This window comes from Streptomyces sp. NPDC001339 (assembly GCF_042895955.1).
Lineage (GTDB): Bacteria > Actinomycetota > Actinomycetes > Streptomycetales > Streptomycetaceae > Streptomyces.
In genome coordinates, this window is sequence record NZ_JBIAWT010000014.1 from 168,643 (window position 1) to 184,954 (window position 16,312).

Annotated in this window: 13 protein-coding genes; 11 read left to right on the plus strand and 2 right to left on the minus strand. The window is 71.8% G+C overall.

From position 1 onward, the window contains the following. Window positions 1-14: 14 nt before the first annotated feature. On the minus strand, window positions 15-947 hold the full coding sequence (gene cynR, locus ACFY12_RS31780) for a transcriptional regulator CynR (protein ID WP_390719402.1): 933 nt from the start codon (window positions 945-947) through the stop codon (window positions 15-17). A 140-nt stretch (window positions 948-1,087) separates the two neighbouring features. On the opposite strand from cynR, the gene ACFY12_RS31785 reads away from it, so the two are divergent. Together ACFY12_RS31785 and cynS are read left to right on the plus strand one after the other, a co-directional pair. After that, complete coding sequence (locus ACFY12_RS31785) at window positions 1,088-1,714, plus strand: carbonic anhydrase (protein ID WP_390719403.1); 627 nt, start codon at window positions 1,088-1,090, stop codon at window positions 1,712-1,714. 99 nt (window positions 1,715-1,813) lie between these two features. Next, window positions 1,814-2,284, plus strand: a complete 471-nt coding sequence (gene cynS / locus ACFY12_RS31790; RefSeq protein WP_390719404.1) for a cyanase — start codon at window positions 1,814-1,816, stop codon at window positions 2,282-2,284. A 55-nt stretch (window positions 2,285-2,339) separates the two neighbouring features. Here cynS and ACFY12_RS31795 read toward each other — a convergent pair whose 3' ends face one another. Next, the gene (locus ACFY12_RS31795) at window positions 2,340-3,275 is read right to left on the minus strand and encodes an alpha/beta fold hydrolase (protein WP_390719405.1); all 936 of its coding nucleotides are present in this window, start codon (window positions 3,273-3,275) and stop codon (window positions 2,340-2,342) included. 839 nt (window positions 3,276-4,114) lie between these two features. Here ACFY12_RS31795 and mdlC point away from each other — a divergent pair. The 9 genes from mdlC to ACFY12_RS31840 all read left to right on the plus strand — a co-directional run bounded on the left by mdlC (window position 4,115) and on the right by ACFY12_RS31840 (window position 16,253). Continuing rightward, complete coding sequence (gene mdlC, locus ACFY12_RS31800) at window positions 4,115-5,719, plus strand: benzoylformate decarboxylase (RefSeq protein ID WP_390719406.1); 1,605 nt, start codon at window positions 4,115-4,117, stop codon at window positions 5,717-5,719. 71 nt (window positions 5,720-5,790) lie between these two features. Beyond that, on the plus strand, window positions 5,791-7,194 hold the full coding sequence (locus tag ACFY12_RS31805) for an FAD-binding oxidoreductase (RefSeq protein WP_390719407.1): 1,404 nt from the start codon (window positions 5,791-5,793) through the stop codon (window positions 7,192-7,194). Beyond that, on the plus strand, window positions 7,191-8,609 hold the full coding sequence (locus tag ACFY12_RS31810) for a cytochrome P450 (protein ID WP_390719408.1): 1,419 nt from the start codon (window positions 7,191-7,193) through the stop codon (window positions 8,607-8,609). Before ACFY12_RS31805 ends, ACFY12_RS31810 begins: the two co-directional genes overlap by 4 nt. Before the next feature lie 68 nt (window positions 8,610-8,677). Further along, on the plus strand, window positions 8,678-10,039 hold the full coding sequence (locus ACFY12_RS31815) for a hypothetical protein (RefSeq protein WP_390719409.1): 1,362 nt from the start codon (window positions 8,678-8,680) through the stop codon (window positions 10,037-10,039). A gap of 57 nt (window positions 10,040-10,096) precedes the next feature. Continuing rightward, complete coding sequence (locus tag ACFY12_RS31820) at window positions 10,097-12,019, plus strand: peroxidase family protein (RefSeq protein ID WP_390719410.1); 1,923 nt, start codon at window positions 10,097-10,099, stop codon at window positions 12,017-12,019. Next, the gene (locus tag ACFY12_RS31825) at window positions 12,016-12,270 is read left to right on the plus strand and encodes a hypothetical protein (RefSeq protein WP_390719411.1); all 255 of its coding nucleotides are present in this window, start codon (window positions 12,016-12,018) and stop codon (window positions 12,268-12,270) included. Before ACFY12_RS31820 ends, ACFY12_RS31825 begins: the two co-directional genes overlap by 4 nt. 228 nt (window positions 12,271-12,498) lie before the next feature. Then, window positions 12,499-12,702, plus strand: a complete 204-nt coding sequence (locus ACFY12_RS31830; RefSeq protein ID WP_390719412.1) for an azolemycin family RiPP peptide — start codon at window positions 12,499-12,501, stop codon at window positions 12,700-12,702. A gap of 120 nt (window positions 12,703-12,822) precedes the next feature. Continuing rightward, window positions 12,823-15,021: a YcaO-like family protein gene (locus tag ACFY12_RS31835; RefSeq protein ID WP_390719413.1), complete on the plus strand. Its 2,199-nt coding sequence runs from the start codon at window positions 12,823-12,825 to the stop codon at window positions 15,019-15,021. An 11-nt stretch (window positions 15,022-15,032) separates the two neighbouring features. Next, on the plus strand, window positions 15,033-16,253 hold the full coding sequence (locus tag ACFY12_RS31840) for a SagB family peptide dehydrogenase (protein ID WP_390719414.1): 1,221 nt from the start codon (window positions 15,033-15,035) through the stop codon (window positions 16,251-16,253). Window positions 16,254-16,312: the final 59 nt, after the last annotated feature.

Here is a 16,312-nt window from a genome sequence, read left to right on the forward strand (position 1 = left end):
CCGTTGCCGGTGTCTCAGTGCGTCGGTGCGCGTGGATCGACTACAGCGGGTGCGTAGGCGCGGGACCGGACCAGGTCGTGGGTCAGGCGGGTGAAGGCGTGGGCGGCAGCACTTCGGTAGGCGTCGGCGCGCCGGAGGAGGGTGACGGTACGGGCGGGGATCGCCGGGTCGAGGGGGGTGGGGGTGAGGTGGGGGTGGTCGTGGGTGAGGGCGTCGGGCAGGACGGTGGCGAGCGGGGTGCGCTGGACGATTTCGGTCAGGGCTTGGATGGAGTTGCCCTCCACGGCGATACGGGGGCTGACGCGGTGCCGGGCGAAGTAGGCGTCGAGGTGGGCGCGGGTGGCGAAGTCGCCACTGAGCAGGGCGAGTGGGAGCCGCGCCGCGTCACGGACGGGCAGCGGTCGGTCCTGGGCGGCGTCGGCGTGGTGGGCGCCGGTGACCAGGCTCAGGGTTTCGGTGAACAGGGCGGTGGCCTGGATACCGGGGAGGTGGGTGCCGGCGAAGGCGATCCCGAGGTCGAGATCGTCGGCGAGGAGAGCCGGCTCGATGCGCTCCTGGGACATCTCCCGGATGGTCAGGGCGATGCCGGGGTGCCGGGCATGGAAGTCGGCGATCAGCGGGCCGATCAGGTAGGCGGTGAAGGTGGGGGTGACCGCCAGCCGCAGGTGACCGCGGGAGAGGTCCTTGACGTCGTGCAGGGCGCGTTCGGCGGCGGCCAGGTCGCGTAGCGCACGCCGGGCATGGTGGGCGTAGGTCTCGCCGGCGTCGGTGAGGCGTACGGCGCGGCCGGTGCGGTCGAGCAGCTGCTCGCCCAGGGTGCGCTCCAGCTGCTTGATCTGCTGCGACAGGGTGGGCTGGGAGATGTGCAGGTCTTCGGCGGCGCGGGTGAAGTTGCCGTGGTCGGCCACGGCGAGCAGGTAGCGCAGGTGACGCAGTTCCAGAGCCATGCGACCGACTATAGAGGCGACTATAGATGTCATCGATGGCAACCATGCCCAACACGTCTTGGACCCTATACAAGCAGGTCATGCATGGTGGATTTCGCCAGCCCAGCAGATGGGCGGCAGCTACCGAAAGGGAGTGACCCATGCGAGACCTTGCCGACGGCGTCGCGCGTTTTCAGCGGGACGTCTTCCCGGCCAAGGCGGATCTGTTCGCCGATCTGGCGACCAGCCACCGGCCGCACACGCTGTTCATCAGCTGCTCCGACGCCCGCGTAGTCCCGGAAGTGATCACCGAGTCCGAGCCGGGTGAGCTCTTCGTCATCCGCACCGCCGGCAATCTCGTGCCCGCCTACACCCCGGGCGCGGACGCGGACGGTGTGGCGGCCGGCATCGAGTACGCCGTCACCGTCCTGGGCGTCAGCGACATCGTCGTCTGCGGGCACTCGGCCTGCGGGGCGATGACCGCCCTGGCCCAGGGCCACGACCTCACCTCCGCGCCGGCCGTCGCGAACTGGCTGCGGCACGCGGACGCCGCCCGGGCCCGTGTCACCGCCCAGGCCCGTGTGGCGGCCCGCGGCGACGTCGCGGCGCTCGTACGCGAGAACGTGCGCGCGCAACTGGCGAACCTGGTCACGCACCCGTCGGTCGCCCAGGCTCTGGCGGAGAAGAAGGCGACCCTGCACGGCTGGCTCTTCGACATCGCCACCGGCGGCGTCGAGACCCTCGACGGCACCGGCTCCCTCGCCGCCTTCGCCACTGCCGCCGCCTGATCCGGCCCCCTCCGGCCCCAACTCCTGAGGCCGGCCCCAACCTCTGAGGCCAGCCCCAGCCCCTCTGTCAGCCCCCTTGTCCCGAAAGGCAGAACCCTCATGATGCACGCTCAGTTCACCCCCTCCGCCCGCCAGGCCCTGACCGACGCCGCGGTCGAGGCCAAGACCCGCAAGGACCTCACCTGGCAGCAGATCGCGGACGCCGCCGGCCTGTCGGTCGCCTTCACCACCGCCGCCGTTCTCGGCCAGCACCCCCTGCCCGAGAAGTCCGCCCACGCCGTCGCGGAGCTGCTGGGGCTGGACGAGGACGCGGTGATGCTGCTGCAGACGATCCCCACCCGCGGCTCGATCCCCGGCGGCATCCCCACCGACCCGACGATCTACCGCTTCTACGAAATGCTCCAGGTCTACGGCACCACCCTCAAGGCCCTGGTCCACGAGCAGTTCGGTGACGGCATCATCTCCGCGATCAACTTCACGCTGGATGTGAAGAGGGTCGCCGACCCCGACGGCGGCGAGCGCGCGGTGATCACCCTGGACGGCAAGTACCTGCCGACCAAGCCCTTCTGACGGAACGTGGCCGGGCCGGGCCGGTGACGACAAGGCGTTCAGGCCGGCAAGGTGTTCAGGCCGACATGACGGGCGGCGAGACACGTTCGGCGTCGCGCGCGTAATCGAGGCCGGTCAGGGGCTCCCCTGCGAAGAAGCGGGTGCACAGATCGACGACCTCCGCGCTGCGTTCGAAGGGCATCATGTGGTCGGCGTCGGAGACGGTGGTGAACCAGCTGTCGGCGCAGGTGGCCGCGAGCTCGCGGCACAGGGCGGGGGTCGTGAAGTGGTCGTGCTCGCCGGTGATGACCAGGACCGGCATCGACGGGGCAACGGTCATGTCGAGCGTCTGCCGGGTGAGGAGCCGGGTGGTGTTGGCCACGGCCTGTTCGGCCTCCTGCGGGGGCAGGGCCAGCAGTCGCCGCCGCATGGTCTGCCGTATCCGTTCTCCGGCGGTCACCGGCCCGGCGGGGTGGGGATTGAGCAGCAGGTCGAGGACCTGGTCGGCGAAGTCCTCCATCCGTCCGGCGTGCAACAGCTCGATGGCCCGGCCGGTGGCGGCGCGGACGTGGTCGGGGATGAAGGTCATGGTGCCGGCCAGGACCATCTTCCGCACGTGGTCGGGGTGGCGCTGGGCGAGGGTGTAGACGACGGCGGTGCCATAGGAGCCGCCGACGACGTTCGCCTCGTGGATGCCGGTCTCTTCCAGGATGTGGCACAACGCATCGGCCAGGAAGTCGACTCCGTGCCGGTCGGGGAGGACGTCTGCCCGGCCCGAACCGGGCAGATCGACGGCGAGCACATCGGCGTGGGCGAGGAAGCCGGTCTCGATCCGGCCCCAGGTCTCCTTCGTCTGGAACGCGCCTCCCACGAGCACGACGGGCGCGATCCGGGGGGCGGTCGAGCGCACCAGCCGGGACTCACAGTGGTATCCCTGCCACGCATGGGCAGCTATGACTGCCGTGGAGACGTCCTTCGCCGGGGCGGTAATCGTTGCGGTCGGACTGGGCATGTTCTCCCTCTCTTACGGCCCGGCTGCCACAGCCTTCCCTCCCTGCCGACGGAGGTGGTCGATGTCAGGTATCGCCATCCCCCGGCCGGGACGGCGGTGCGGCTGCGGTCGGCCGACGGGTCGGAATCGGTGGTGCTGGCCTCGGGCCGCCTCCGGCGTGCGAGGGGTTCCTTCAGGTCTCCGTGCCGTCCGGCTTCCGGCGGCACCGCCGCTTCCTGCTGCTTGCGGCTCGGCTCCCCTCAGCTCTGCGCCGCGTCCTAGCCCTCCTGCTTCTCGGCCATAGCGATCGTCTCTCTCGGTCTGCCGGCCTTCAGGCTCACATGGCCACCGGCGGTCGGCACCCGAGGTGCGTTGAACGGGTGAGCTGCGGAGATTTTCGAGGAGCGAGCAGAAGAATTCCGGGCGCCCGGACGCTGACCAGGTGACGCGGCACTCCTATGTCTCTCGTTCATGCCTCTCGTTATGTCTCTCGTTCATGTCTCTCGTCGGAACTGGCTGCCGGGCTCCGGACGGAGTCGCCGGCAGCCGGATCAAGAACCGGAGAACGCGGACGCTTACCACACCACGGTGGTATGCACATGTGGACGCCCTCGACCGCTGGGCAGCCAGACGGCCAGGCGGCCCGGACGAAAGGTCAGGAAGAACGTCATCACGTGGGGTTTGGCACACACGTGGTTGACGGAAGACCGGCCCTCTCGCGGAAAAGCGCCTGGTGCGGCGGCTCGGGGCAGAGTTAAACGAAGAGATCCAGACATTTTGTCAGACCGTATCTCTCGTGCTGTATTGCCCTTCACGCGCTGTGACCACCGTCACCGTCAGCTCCGCGGGAAGGGACCACCATGCGCACAGTCCGGGAATCTGCCCTCGATGTCCTGAGGGCACGTGGCATGACCACGGTCTTCGGTAACCCCGGCTCGACGGAACTACCGTTCCTCAAGCAATTCCCCGACGATTTCCGCTACTTCCTCGGTCTTCAGGAGGCCGTCGTCGTCGGTATGGCGGACGGATACGCGCTCGCCTCCGGGACCACCGCCCTCGTCAATCTGCACACCGGTCCGGGCACCGGGAACGCCATGGGCGCCATGCTCAACGCCCGCGCCAATCGCACCCCCATGGTGGTCACCGCGGGCCAGCAGGTACGGGCGATGCTGACCATGGAGGCGCTGCTCGCCAACCCCCAGCCCACGCTGTTGCCGCAGCCGGCCGTCAAGTGGGCGTACGAGCCGCCGCGTCCGGCCGACGTGCCGTCCGCACTCGCCCGCGCCGTGCAGCTCGCCGAAACCCCACCGCACGGGCCGGTGTTCCTCTCGCTCCCCATGGACGATTTCGACGCGGCCGTCACCGAGGCGGAGGACCGGGCCGCGCTGACGACAGCGGCCCGCAGAGTCGAGCACGCCACGCCCCCGCGGCCGGAGACCGTTCGCTCGCTCGCCGGCCGCATCGAGGCCGCCCGCTCCCCCGTCCTGGTCGTCGGTGACGATGTGGACGCCGCCGGTGCCTGGAACGCCGTCGTCCGCCTCGCCGAGCGGGCCGGCATCCCGGTGTGGGGAGCGCCCGCCTCGGCCCGCGTCTCCTTCCCCCACGACCACCCGCTGTACCGAGGTGAACTGCCGCCCGCCATCGGTCCGCTCGCCAGGGCTCTGGAGGGCCACGACCTGGTCCTGGTCATCGGGGCGCAGGTCTTCCGCTACTACCCCTACGTGCCCGGCCCGTACCTGCCCGACGGTACCGAACTCGTCCTCCTCACCCGGGACGCGGAGGAGGCCGCCAGGGCGCCGGTCGGCGACGCGGTGATCGCCGACTCCGCGCTGACCGCCCAGGCGCTCGCCGCGCACTTCCCGGACCGCGAGTCGGCTCCGGCACCGCACCGGCCGGTGCACACCCCGCGGACGGAGGACGGTCTCCTGCCACCGGGCGCTGCCCTGGCGGCCGTTGCGGAAGGAGCGCCGGAGAACACGCTGTGGGTGAACGAGTCGCCGTCCAATGTGCCGCAGTTCCACCAGGCGGTACGGATCAGCACCCCCGGCTCCTACCTCTTCTCCGCGGGCGGCGGGCTCGGATTCGGAGCCGCCGCGGCCGTCGGTGCGCAACTCGGCGCTCCCGACCGGCCGGTCGTCGCCGTCCTGGGCGACGGTTCGGTCCACTACGCCGTACAGGCCCTGTGGACCGCGGCGGCCTACCGCGTGCCCGTCACCTTCGTGGTGCTGAGCAACGCCCGCTACGCGATCCTCCAGTGGTTCGCACAGCTCGAACACGCACAAGGGGCTCCTGGCCTGGAGATTCCCGGACTCGACATCGCCGCGATCGCCGCCGGGTACGGGGTGCGGTCCGTACGCGCCGAGAGCGCCGGGGAACTCACGAAACTCGTACGGGACGCCACGGCTCAGCACGAGGGCCCCGTGCTGATCGATGTGCCCATCACGACGGAACTTCCTTCGCTGTAGAGCCACCGGACTCCCCTCGCGGTGAGTCACCGCGTGCCATCCCCCCTGTCGCACGACCTCTGGAAGGCTCCATGTCCCCTCACTCTTCACAGCTGTTGAGCGAACTGCGGGAACGGCTCCCCGCCGAAACCCTGCTCACCGATCCCGAGACGCTGGCCGCTCACGCCCGGGACTCCGCCCCGTTCTCCGCGGCCGGCGTGCCCGCCGTCGTCGCCCTGCCGCGTACCGCCGCTCAGGTCGAGGACGTGATGCGGACCGCGTACGAGTGCGGCGTACCGGTCGTCCCGCAAGGCGCCCGCACCGGACTCGCGGGTGCCGCGAACGCGGTCGACGGCTGCGTCGTGCTCTCCACCCTCCGCATGGACCGGATCGGCACCATCGACCCGGTCAACCGGCTCGTCCGATGCGAGCCGGGCGTCATCACCAAGGACCTCCATGACGCCGTCGCCAAGTACGGACTGACGTACCCGCCCGACCCCGCGTCCTGGGAGACCTGCACGATCGGCGGCAACATCGCCACCGGGGCCGGCGGTATCTGCTGTGTGAAGTACGGCGTGACGGCCGACTACGTGCTGGGCCTGGACGTGGTACTGCCCGACGGGCGGCGCATGCGCACCGGGCGCGACACGGCCAAGGGCGTGGCCGGATACGACCTGACCCGGCTCTTCGTCGGTTCGGAGGGCACCCTCGGAGTCATCGTCGGCGCCACTCTCGCGCTGCGGCCCGCCCGGCCCACCGCGCTCGCGCTGCTCGCCCAGTTCCCGAGCCTGACCACGGCCGGGCACGCCGTCGCGGCCATCTCCAGCAGCGGCTACACCCCCTCGGCCGTGGAACTGCTGGACCGGGCGACCTCCCAGGCCGTCGCCGCGTTCGGGCACGCGCTGCTGCGACCGGACAGCGCCGCCACCCTCATCGTGGAGAGCGACGCTCCCGATCCGGCACCGGACCTCGCGGCGATGAAGGCGCTGTGCGAGGACGCCGGCGCCGACCAGGTGGTGGCCGCCGGCACCGAGGAGGAGTCACAGAAGATCATCGAGGCGCGGCGGCTGGTGTCCCCCGCGCTGGGTGCGTACGCCGCGTCCCTCGGCGGGCAGCCCACGGCGTTCATCGAGGACGTGGCCGTTCCGCCGTCCGAACTGCCCAAGTTCGTCGGCACGATCGAGGAGATCGCGCGGCGCCACCGACTGCGGATCTTCACCCTCGGCCACGCCGGGGACGGCAATCTGCACCCCACGGTGGTCTTCGACGAGTCCGATCCCGACGAGGTGCGCCGGGCCCGCATCGCCTATGACGACATCATGGCGGCGGGACTGGAGCTCGGCGGCACCACCACGGGCGAACACGGCATCGGCACCCTGAAGCGCGAGTGGCTCGGCCGCGAACTCGACGCCGTGAGTCACGGGTTGCAGCGGGAGATCAAGCGGCTCTTCGACCCACGCAATCTCCTCAACCCGGGAAAGGTCGTGGAGGCATGACCCGACCCGTACCCGCCGCCGGCCCGACCGGCCCCCACGGCCCCGCGAGCGACGCCCCGCACGGCTCCACGGACCCCGGCGTCCCGGCCGGTTCGCCGGCCGGGAACCCCGTAGTGCGGCCGCGCCGCGCGAGCCGGGGCGCATCCCTCCGCTTCGCCCTCACCCACACCCTGCCCGCCTTCGCGCGCGGAGTCCCCGCCCCGCGCCCCGCGATCACCGGGCTGCTGGGCGCGGTGGGCCAGCCCCGCTGGTCGGCCGCCACCCTGCGTGCCCTGCGCGATCGCCACGACGGCGCCCCCGTGCTGATCGGCGGGCCCTCCGGTGACCTGCTCGTGCTGCTCGACCCCGCCGACGTCCAGGAGTTCTTCGCCCGCCCGGTGCGCGAACTGGCCCTGGACGCGGTGGACAAGACCAGGATGCTCTCGGTCTTCGAACCCAGCGGTGTCGTCTGCTCCCACGGCGACCTGCGCGACAGGCGGCGCGCCGTCAACGACCAGGTGCTGGCGCCCCACGAGGAGACCCACCCCTCCTGGGACACGTTCCGCACCGTCATCGCCGAGGAATGCACCCGGCTCACCACCGGCCCCACCCTTTCGTACGCCCGGCTGCAGCACACCGTTCAGCGCATCTCCCGCCGCATCACGCTGGGCGACCAGGCCGCCGGGGACGAGGAACTGCACCGCTGGCTGCTCACCCTGCGCAAGGAAGGCAACTGGGGAGCGGTGCGACGGGGCCCCACCGCCGCCAACCAGCGGCTGTACGAAGCGGCTTCCACCCGGCTGCATGTCTACGCCCCGCACGCCCCCGCGCACAGCCTCCTCGGGCGCGTCAGGACCACGGCCTGCGGCGAGGACGTCGACGCCGTGGGCCAGGCCCACCACTGGCTCCTGGCGCTCGACTCGGTCGCCGCCATCGTCGCCCGTACGCTGCTGCTGCTCGCCTTCCACCCCGCCGAACAGGCCGCGCTGTACGAGGCGCCGCATGCTCCGGACACCACGAGGCTGGGGGCCTGCGTCCTGGAAAGCCTGCGGCTCCACCCCGTCGTGCCCGACCTGCTGCGGATCCTGCGTACCGACACCACCTGGCGCGGGATGCCCTGCCCGGCCGGGACGCACGTCCTCGTCCCCATCGGGTTCCTGCAACGTGACAGCGAACTGGTCCCCGGCGGTGGTCTGTTCATCCCCGGCCGCTGGCTCACCGAGGGAGCCGACGACGACCCGCGGATGGCGCCGTTCAGCCACGGCGAGGGCCGCTGCCCGGGCGACCGGCTCGGACTCATGGTGGCCACCGAGGTCTGCGCGCAGCTGCTCCGCGAGCACCGCGTCACCGCGGGACGCCCCCGGCTCGATCCCCACCGGCCGCTGCCGAACACCCTGAAAACCTCCGGTATCCAGCTCACCCTGGCTCCTGCCTGACTCGCCCCGGCCCGTGCCTGGCCCCGCCCGCCCACCGACCATTCCGACGGACACGAGGGACACCATCCATGCCCGAGACCGACACCGAACCGGACGTGGCCGGGCTGCACGACGTCAGCCGCGAGCTGGGCGAGGCCGCGGACGCCGTACGCCGGGCCGCCCAGTACACCAGCGAACTCGCCCTGGGCACCCGCCTCCCGGCTCAGGCCCTCGGCAGCGGCCGGGCCCGCGCGGCGCTGCGCTGCCTGGTGGGTGCCCTCACCGACCCGGCGGGACTGGGCTGGGCCTTCGACGGCCGACGGCCGGCGGCCCGCGGCGCCTGGCTGGCCGGGGTCCTCACCAGCCGGGAAAGCCTCGCGGTGAGCCTGGCCGTGGCGGGGCTCAAGGCCCGTATCCGGGCGGCGGCCGTCACCCACCCCGACCTGCTCACCGACCCCGACACCGGCCGGGTGCTGCGGGCGATCGAAGAAGACCGGCAGGGCGAAGCGCTGCACGCCTTCCGGTCCATCATCCGCAGCCGCGGCGCCGAACGCGTCTTCGCCCTGCTCGCGCCGTCCTTCGGCGACATCCTCGCGTGGAACGCGCTCACCGACGAGAACCCCTTCAACGATGCCGCCGCCTGGGACATCGCCACCGGCCGCGCCCTCACCAGTGCGGAGCCGCTCTTCGGCATCGGCGCCCGCGTCTGGGCCCTCCTCGACCGCGGCCCCGGACGGGCCGAACCCGTCACCCCCGCCCCGTCCCTGCTGGACCGGTTCGACTGCTCCGGCACCGTCGTCGGCTGTATCCGCAACATCGGAACCCTCGGCACCGGCGGGACGCTGCTCGTCCAACGGGTGACCGGCCCCGACTCGGTGACGCGGTACGTCGTCCAGCTCGCCGGAATGGCCACCGACGCGATCTCCAAGGACAGCCCCCAGGACGTGCTCGGCGCCATCCACGCGGTGGCCCGGACCTCCACGCCCTACTCGCGCGCCGTCACCCGGGCCCTGCGCACCCTGGTGCCCTCCGGCACCGAGATCGCCCTCGTCGGGCACAGCCTCGGCGGTATCACCGCGCTGAACCTCGCCGCCGATCCCGATTTCTGCGCGCTGTACCGCGTCACGCACAGCGTGGCGATCGGCTCGCCCGTCGACGGCAAGCGCCCCGCCGATCCGCATACCCAGGTGTTCTCGCTGGTCAACCAGCACGACGTGGTCCCCAGCCTGGACGGCCGCTCGGCGGTCTCGCCGTACGCCCTCCCGGCACAGTTCACCGAACACACCTGGACCGACGACACCCACGCCTTCCCGCTGTGTCACGCGGCCGAACGCTACGCGCACAACCTCGAGTTCGACGTCCCCGAGGTGAGCGCCGACGTGGACGCGGCGCTCGCCCCGTACCGCGGCCGCGTGACCGCGACCCGGCTCTTCGCGCTCTACGACCGCTGAGGCCGCGTGGCCCTGCCTTGTGCCCTTCCCTGCCGACTGTCCGTCCGGAGGTTCCCGATGACCGACACCTCACCCCGCAACACCGGCGCGTCCGCCGGCCCCGTCGCCGCCCGGCCGGGCGTCCCCGAGCAGTCCGGGAGCCCGCACGCGGCTCACCCGGCGCACTCCGCACCACCGGAGCCCTACGCGGCGCCCGGCCTCCTCGAACGCCTCGGCTCCGCCGCCTTCGCCCGCCTCAACCACCGCCGCGCATGGCACGAACTCCCCACCCCGCTCGCCCTGTTGAACCTCCGTGTGCTCCGCGACGACCTGCGCCGCGACAACCTCCACGACACGTACGGCGCCGGCGGCGAACGCACCCGCCGCGCCCCGGCCGGCCTTCCGCCCCACCGGTCCTACGACGGATCGGCCTACGACCCCCATGACGAGGACATGGGCCGGGTCGGCACCCGCCTGGACCGCAACGCCCCGCTCCACCTCTCCTTCCCGGACCCCGAAGCCGAGCTGATGTCTCCCAGCCCGCGCGAGATCAGCCGCCACCTCCTGGCCCGGCGCGGCTTCACCCCGGCGCCCACCCTCAACCTGCTGGCCGCCGCGTGGATCCAGTTCGAGAACCACGGCTGGGCCAACCACGGCGACAACCACCAGGCCGAGCCCTTCACCGTTCCGCTGGCCGAGGACGACGACTGGGCGGGGCAGTGCCCCATGCGCATCCACCGCACCCGCCCCGACCCGGTCGCACACACCACCCCCGGCGCCCCGCCCACCTACGAGAACACCGTGACGCACTGGTGGGACGGCTCGCAGATCTACGGCTCCACCGAGGAACGCTGCCGGTCGCTGCGCACCGGCGAAGCGGGGCAGCTCATTCTCCGGGACGGCCGGCTGCCGGCCGATCCCGCACCGGGCCTGTCCTGCCTCGACGCCACCGGGATGAACAGCGACTACTGGGCCGGCCTGTCCCTGCTGCACACCTTGTTCGCCAAGGAACACAACGCGATCTGCGACCACCTACGCTCCCACTACCCCACCTGGGACGACGAGCGGCTCTTCCACACCGCCCGGCTCGTCAACACCGCCCTGATGGCCAAGATCCACACAGTGGAGTGGACTCCGGGCATTCTCGACACTCCCGTCCTGCACCGGGCGATGCACGCCAACTGGTACGGCGTCCTGCCCCGCTGGGTCCGCAGGAAGTACGGCCGGATCGGCGGCGGCGAGATGCTCAGCGGCATCCTGGGCTCGCCGACCCACCACCACGCCGCTCCGTTCTCCATGACGGAGGAGTTCGTCTCCGCCTACCGTCTCCACCCCCTCATCCCGGATGAACTGCCCCTCCGCGACCACCGCTCGGGGCGCCGTGGCGAGACCATCGGCTTCGACGACATGCAGGGCGCCACGACCCGCACATCGATCGACACCTACGGCATGAGCGACCTGCTCTACAGCTTCGGCACCGCCCATCCCGGCGCCCTGGTCCTGCACAACCACCCCGACGCGCTGCGCAACTTCGCCCGGCTGACCGGCGAACACATCGACCTGGGCACCGTCGACATCCTCCGGGACCGCGAACGCGGCATCCCCCGCTACAACGCCTACCGGCAGATGCTCCGCAAGCGCCCCGTCGCCTCCTTCGACGAACTCACCGGCGGCCATCCCACCGACACCAAACTCCTGGAAGAGCTGTACGAGGGCCGCCTCGACCGCGTCGACACCCTCGTCGGCAACCTCGCCGAGCCGCGCCCCGCCGGCTTCGGCTTCAGCGACTCCCTGTTCCGCATCTTCATCCTCATGGCCAGCCGACGCCTCAAGAGCGACCGCTTCTTCACCACCGACTACCGGCCCGAGATCTACACCCCCGAAGGGCTGGAGTGGATCGACCGGAACGGCATGATCCGCGTCCTCCTGCGCCACCACCCCGAACTCGCCCCCGCGCTGGACGGCGTCTCCAACGCCTTCGCCCCCTGGAGGAACCTGTGACGCTCCCACCCTCCACGGCCCCCGCCCCCCGCCCGGCCACCGACGGCCGGCGCGCCGCCGCCTCCCGGCTACGCGCCCACGCCGCGGCTCTCCGGTCCCACGCCCAACGACTCCGCGCGAGCGCCGCCGCCGTCCGCTGGTCCGGCCCGGAGGCAACCGCCTTCCGGCAGGAGGTCGAGCAACTCGCCGGCCGCTGCTCCGTCGCCGCCCAGGCCCTCACCCACTCGGCAACCCGTCTCGACCCTTCGTGATCTTCGATGGACGGAGTTCTTCCGCTGGCCGGAAAGAGGCGGTGTGCCGCGCCTGGCCGGTTTTCACGCTTGCAGGATCAAGGGATTCCGGATCCAGCCACGAATTCCCGGAAATCCGCAGGTGGTTGACCTTCGCCAGCGCCAGGAAAACCGTAGGATGGCATTCCTGGCGGAGAATCCAGTCAGTTCGGCATTCTTCCTTGACGGGAAATACCCCTTTCTCGCGCAATGGAGGACGTGCGCCGGGCCGGAAGTATTCGGGTGCGGTGCACAACGTCCGTGCGAGTCCGAGAAAACGGAAGGGGAAGTTACGTGTCCGAGAACGAGGAACTTTTCGAAGAGATGGTCATCCCGGAGTCGGAGACCGCTTTCGCCGGCCACAGCTGCCTTTGTTTTGTCACTGAGTACGACGACTCGGAGCCGGCCGAGTAACCGAAAGAAGTAACGGAAAGAAAAGAAACAGCCTCCCGGCCTGGGTGGACCGGCCGGGAGTCGCTTTCTTCCCTCACCGTCCACGGCTCTCGGCACCCGGCTCTCCGAAGGCGGACAGAATTGGAAACCTCCCGGCCCGGCCCCCGGCTCACCCCTCGTTCCACCAGTCCGCTGACCCTCCGCCACGACGTACGGCTCGTCGCCCGTGGCGAGCACCTCTACGTCTGCGCCGGCACGGGCACCCTCCGCGTCCCCGTCCGGCTGCCCGGCGCCGAGGACGACCACGGACTGGTCGCGCTCGACGCCGTGCCCGAGCGCGTGGCCGAGGGGCTGCGCGCCCGCGGTCTGGCCCACCCGGAGGACGGGCGGTTTTCCCATCCGCTCTACGGGGACGGTGCCGCCCTGCGCGGCCGGACCGTCGCCCTCGCCGGTAACGGGCCCCTCGCGACCGAGGCGGCGAACCTCCTCACCCGGGCGGGGCTTCGCGTCCTACCGGCCGGTGAACGGAACGACGAGCCGACCGACGAACCGAATGAACTCCAGGCCGTGGTCCTCCCGCTGAGCCTGCGCGAGGAGGAACTCCGGCGCTGGACCAGCGCGTTCCTCGACGGCGGCACGGCCCCGGCGGCTCTGGTGACCTACCTCAGCACCCCGAACCGGCTGCTGCTCGCCACCCTCACCCCGCCCCGTACGCCGTGCCCGGTCTGCCTCGTACGGCGGATCCGCGCCAACCACACCTGGCAGCCGGTGGCCGGTCTTCCGCTGGATCTGCTGCTGGGCGCGGCGGAGAGCGAGGCATGGCCGACCACCGCCATCGCGGCCGGTGTCCTCGCCCACACGGTCCTCACCGCGCTCGCCGCTCCCGAGGCGGCCGACGGGCCGCCGGTGCTGACCGAACTCGACCACGCATCCCTGAAGCGCACCCGGCACGCCCTGTTCCACACTCCGGGCTGCCCCGGCTGCGGCAGCACCGCCGTACCGCCCAAACGGGACGAGAACGCCACCGTGGACGTGCGGGAGAGCTGGCGGCTGATGCGCGACGCGGTCGATCCGCTGACCGGACTGGTGCCCGAACTGCGGGTGGACGAAGCGGACAGGCCGGAGCAGACGGGTCCGGCGGGCGGCACGACCTACGCCCGGACCGCCGGCATGATCGCCACGACCTGGTTCTCACCGGTGGCGGCCGAAGCCCGCGGCGGGGCGGTCAAGAGCGACCCGGTCAACGCCCGGGTCTGCGCGGTGGGCGAGACCATGGAGCGCTACGCGGCCGGAGTGTACGACCCGGGCCGGCTGATACGCGCCACACTCGCGGCCCTCGGCGACGAGGCGATCGATCCGCGCGGCCTGCCCCTGGGTTCCGCCAACGAGTACGCCGAGCAGCGCCGTTACGCGCCCTTCGACCCGGACGTGGAGATCGACTGGGTACCCGGCCGGTCCCTGACCACGGGCCGGCAGCGGTACGTCCCGGCCTGCGCGGTCTACCTGCCGTATCGCTTCCCGCGCGCTCACAAGCCGTGGTTCGACCCGATCTCCACCGGGCTGGCCGCCGGCGGCTCGTACTACCACGCCGTTCTCGGCGGCCTGATGGAGAGCGTCGAACGCGACGCCACCCTGGTCTTCTGGGAGAACCGGCTCACCCTCCCCAGCCTCGACCTCACCCGCCTCCCCGACGGGCCCGCCCGCCGGATCGTCGAGCGGATCAGCGCCCAGGGTGCGACGGTCTCCGCGAAGGACCTCACCACCGACCTGGGCATCCCGGCCGTCGCCGTACGCTTCGCCGAACGCACCGCCCAGCGGCCCGTCGTCATCCACGCCGCCCGCGCCGGCCTCGATCCGCACGCCGCCCTGCTGGGAGCTCTGGAAGAGGCGTGCCTGTGCCGCACCGGGGCGGGCATCTGGCTGGAAGAGGCCGAGATCCCGCCCGCCGACGCCGCCCTGAGCAGCCTCAGCGAGTTCTGCCTCTACTACTGCGCGCCTGAGCGCCAGCACCATCTCGCCTTCTGGGACGACGGCCCGCTGAACCCGCTGCCCGACGCCCGGCCCGCCGGCACCCCTCGGGACGACGTCGCCGAAGCGGTCCGCCGACTCGCAGACCGGGGCCACGAGACGATCGCCGTCGACATCACCCCCATCGACGTGGCCGAATGCGGCGTCACGGTCGTCCGGACGGTGATCCCAGGCCTCTGCCCGCTCACCCTGCGCAGCGACTTCCACCGGCGCGGCGGCCCCCGGGTCTTCACCGCACCCGTCGCCATGGGTGTCCGCGACACCCCGCTGACGGAGGATCAACTCAATCCGATGCCCCTGCCGTTCCTCTGACGGCCATCGGCGTGCCGCGAAGCCGTCACGCCCCGACGACCCGACAGAAGGCGCAGAAGGCACAGCAGGCGCAGACGGCACAGCAGGCACAGAAGGCGACGACAGCCATGACCAAGGCCCCGCACGACGCTCCCTCCGACGACCACGGCGACAAGTGTCACTACCGCCGCAACCCCGACCTGCTGCTGGAGTGGGCCGAGGGCGGCGGTCCGGTCCTCGTCGACTGTCGCCGCTGGCGGAAGTTCACCGCCAAGCCCGCCCTCGTCGATCTCCTCAACCAGCTCGACCACCCACAGACCGCGGACCAACTCCACGACCGCTGGGGGGAATCCGCCCCTGGTGGCGACCTCACCGCGCTCCTGACCCGGCTCACCGCGGCCGGCATCCTCCAGCGCCGCGCCCCCGACGCCCCGGAGGGCACCTGGACCGGGCCCGGCGGGGACGACGGCTGGACCCCCTACGAACTGGCCGTCCACGCCCGGTCCGGCCACGGCCCGGCCCCGGGCACGGGTGAAGGCCACCCACCACCGGCCCGGCTCCGCCACCCCGAGGCCGAGGCCGTCATCCCCCTGCCCGACGGCACGGACGCGCCGAGCCGCCCCCTGACCGATGTCCTGGCCGCCCGCCGCAGCGTCCGCGCCTACGCACCCGCGCCCCTTCCGCTGCCCCTCCTCGGCGCCCTCCTGGCCCGTTCCGCCCGTGTCCGCGGCCATCTGCCCCCGCGCGCCTACGAGCAGACCCAACGCCCCTCGCCCTCCGGCGGCGCCCGCCACAGCCTGGAGATCTACCTCCTGGCCCGCGACACCGAGGGCCTGGCCCCCGGCGCCTACCACTACGACCCCTTCGCCCACACCCTGCACCAGCTCTCCCCCTGGAGCGGCGAGCTGGCCGCCCTCCAGCAGCGCACCGTCACCGACCTCGCGCTCCTGGACTCCGCGCCCCCGGCCAGCCTCTACCTCGCCGCCTGCGCCGCCCGCACGACCTGGAAGTACGAGGGGATGGCGCTCAGCCTGATCTACCGCGACACCGGCTGCCTGATGCAGACCCTCTCCCTGACCGCCACCGACCTCGGCCTGGCCTCCTGCCTGACCGGCCGGATGGAGTCCCCGACGGCCGCCCCCTTCCTGGCACCGCCACACCGCGACCACCTGATCCACGTGGGCAGCATGGCCCTCGGCCTGCCCACGGGACGCCCGGCCACCCCGAGAGCCGAACCACTCGACGCCCCATAGGCGGTAGGGGACGAACGGGGTGGCGCGCCCGGTCACTCCTGTGACATGCCGGGCGCGCG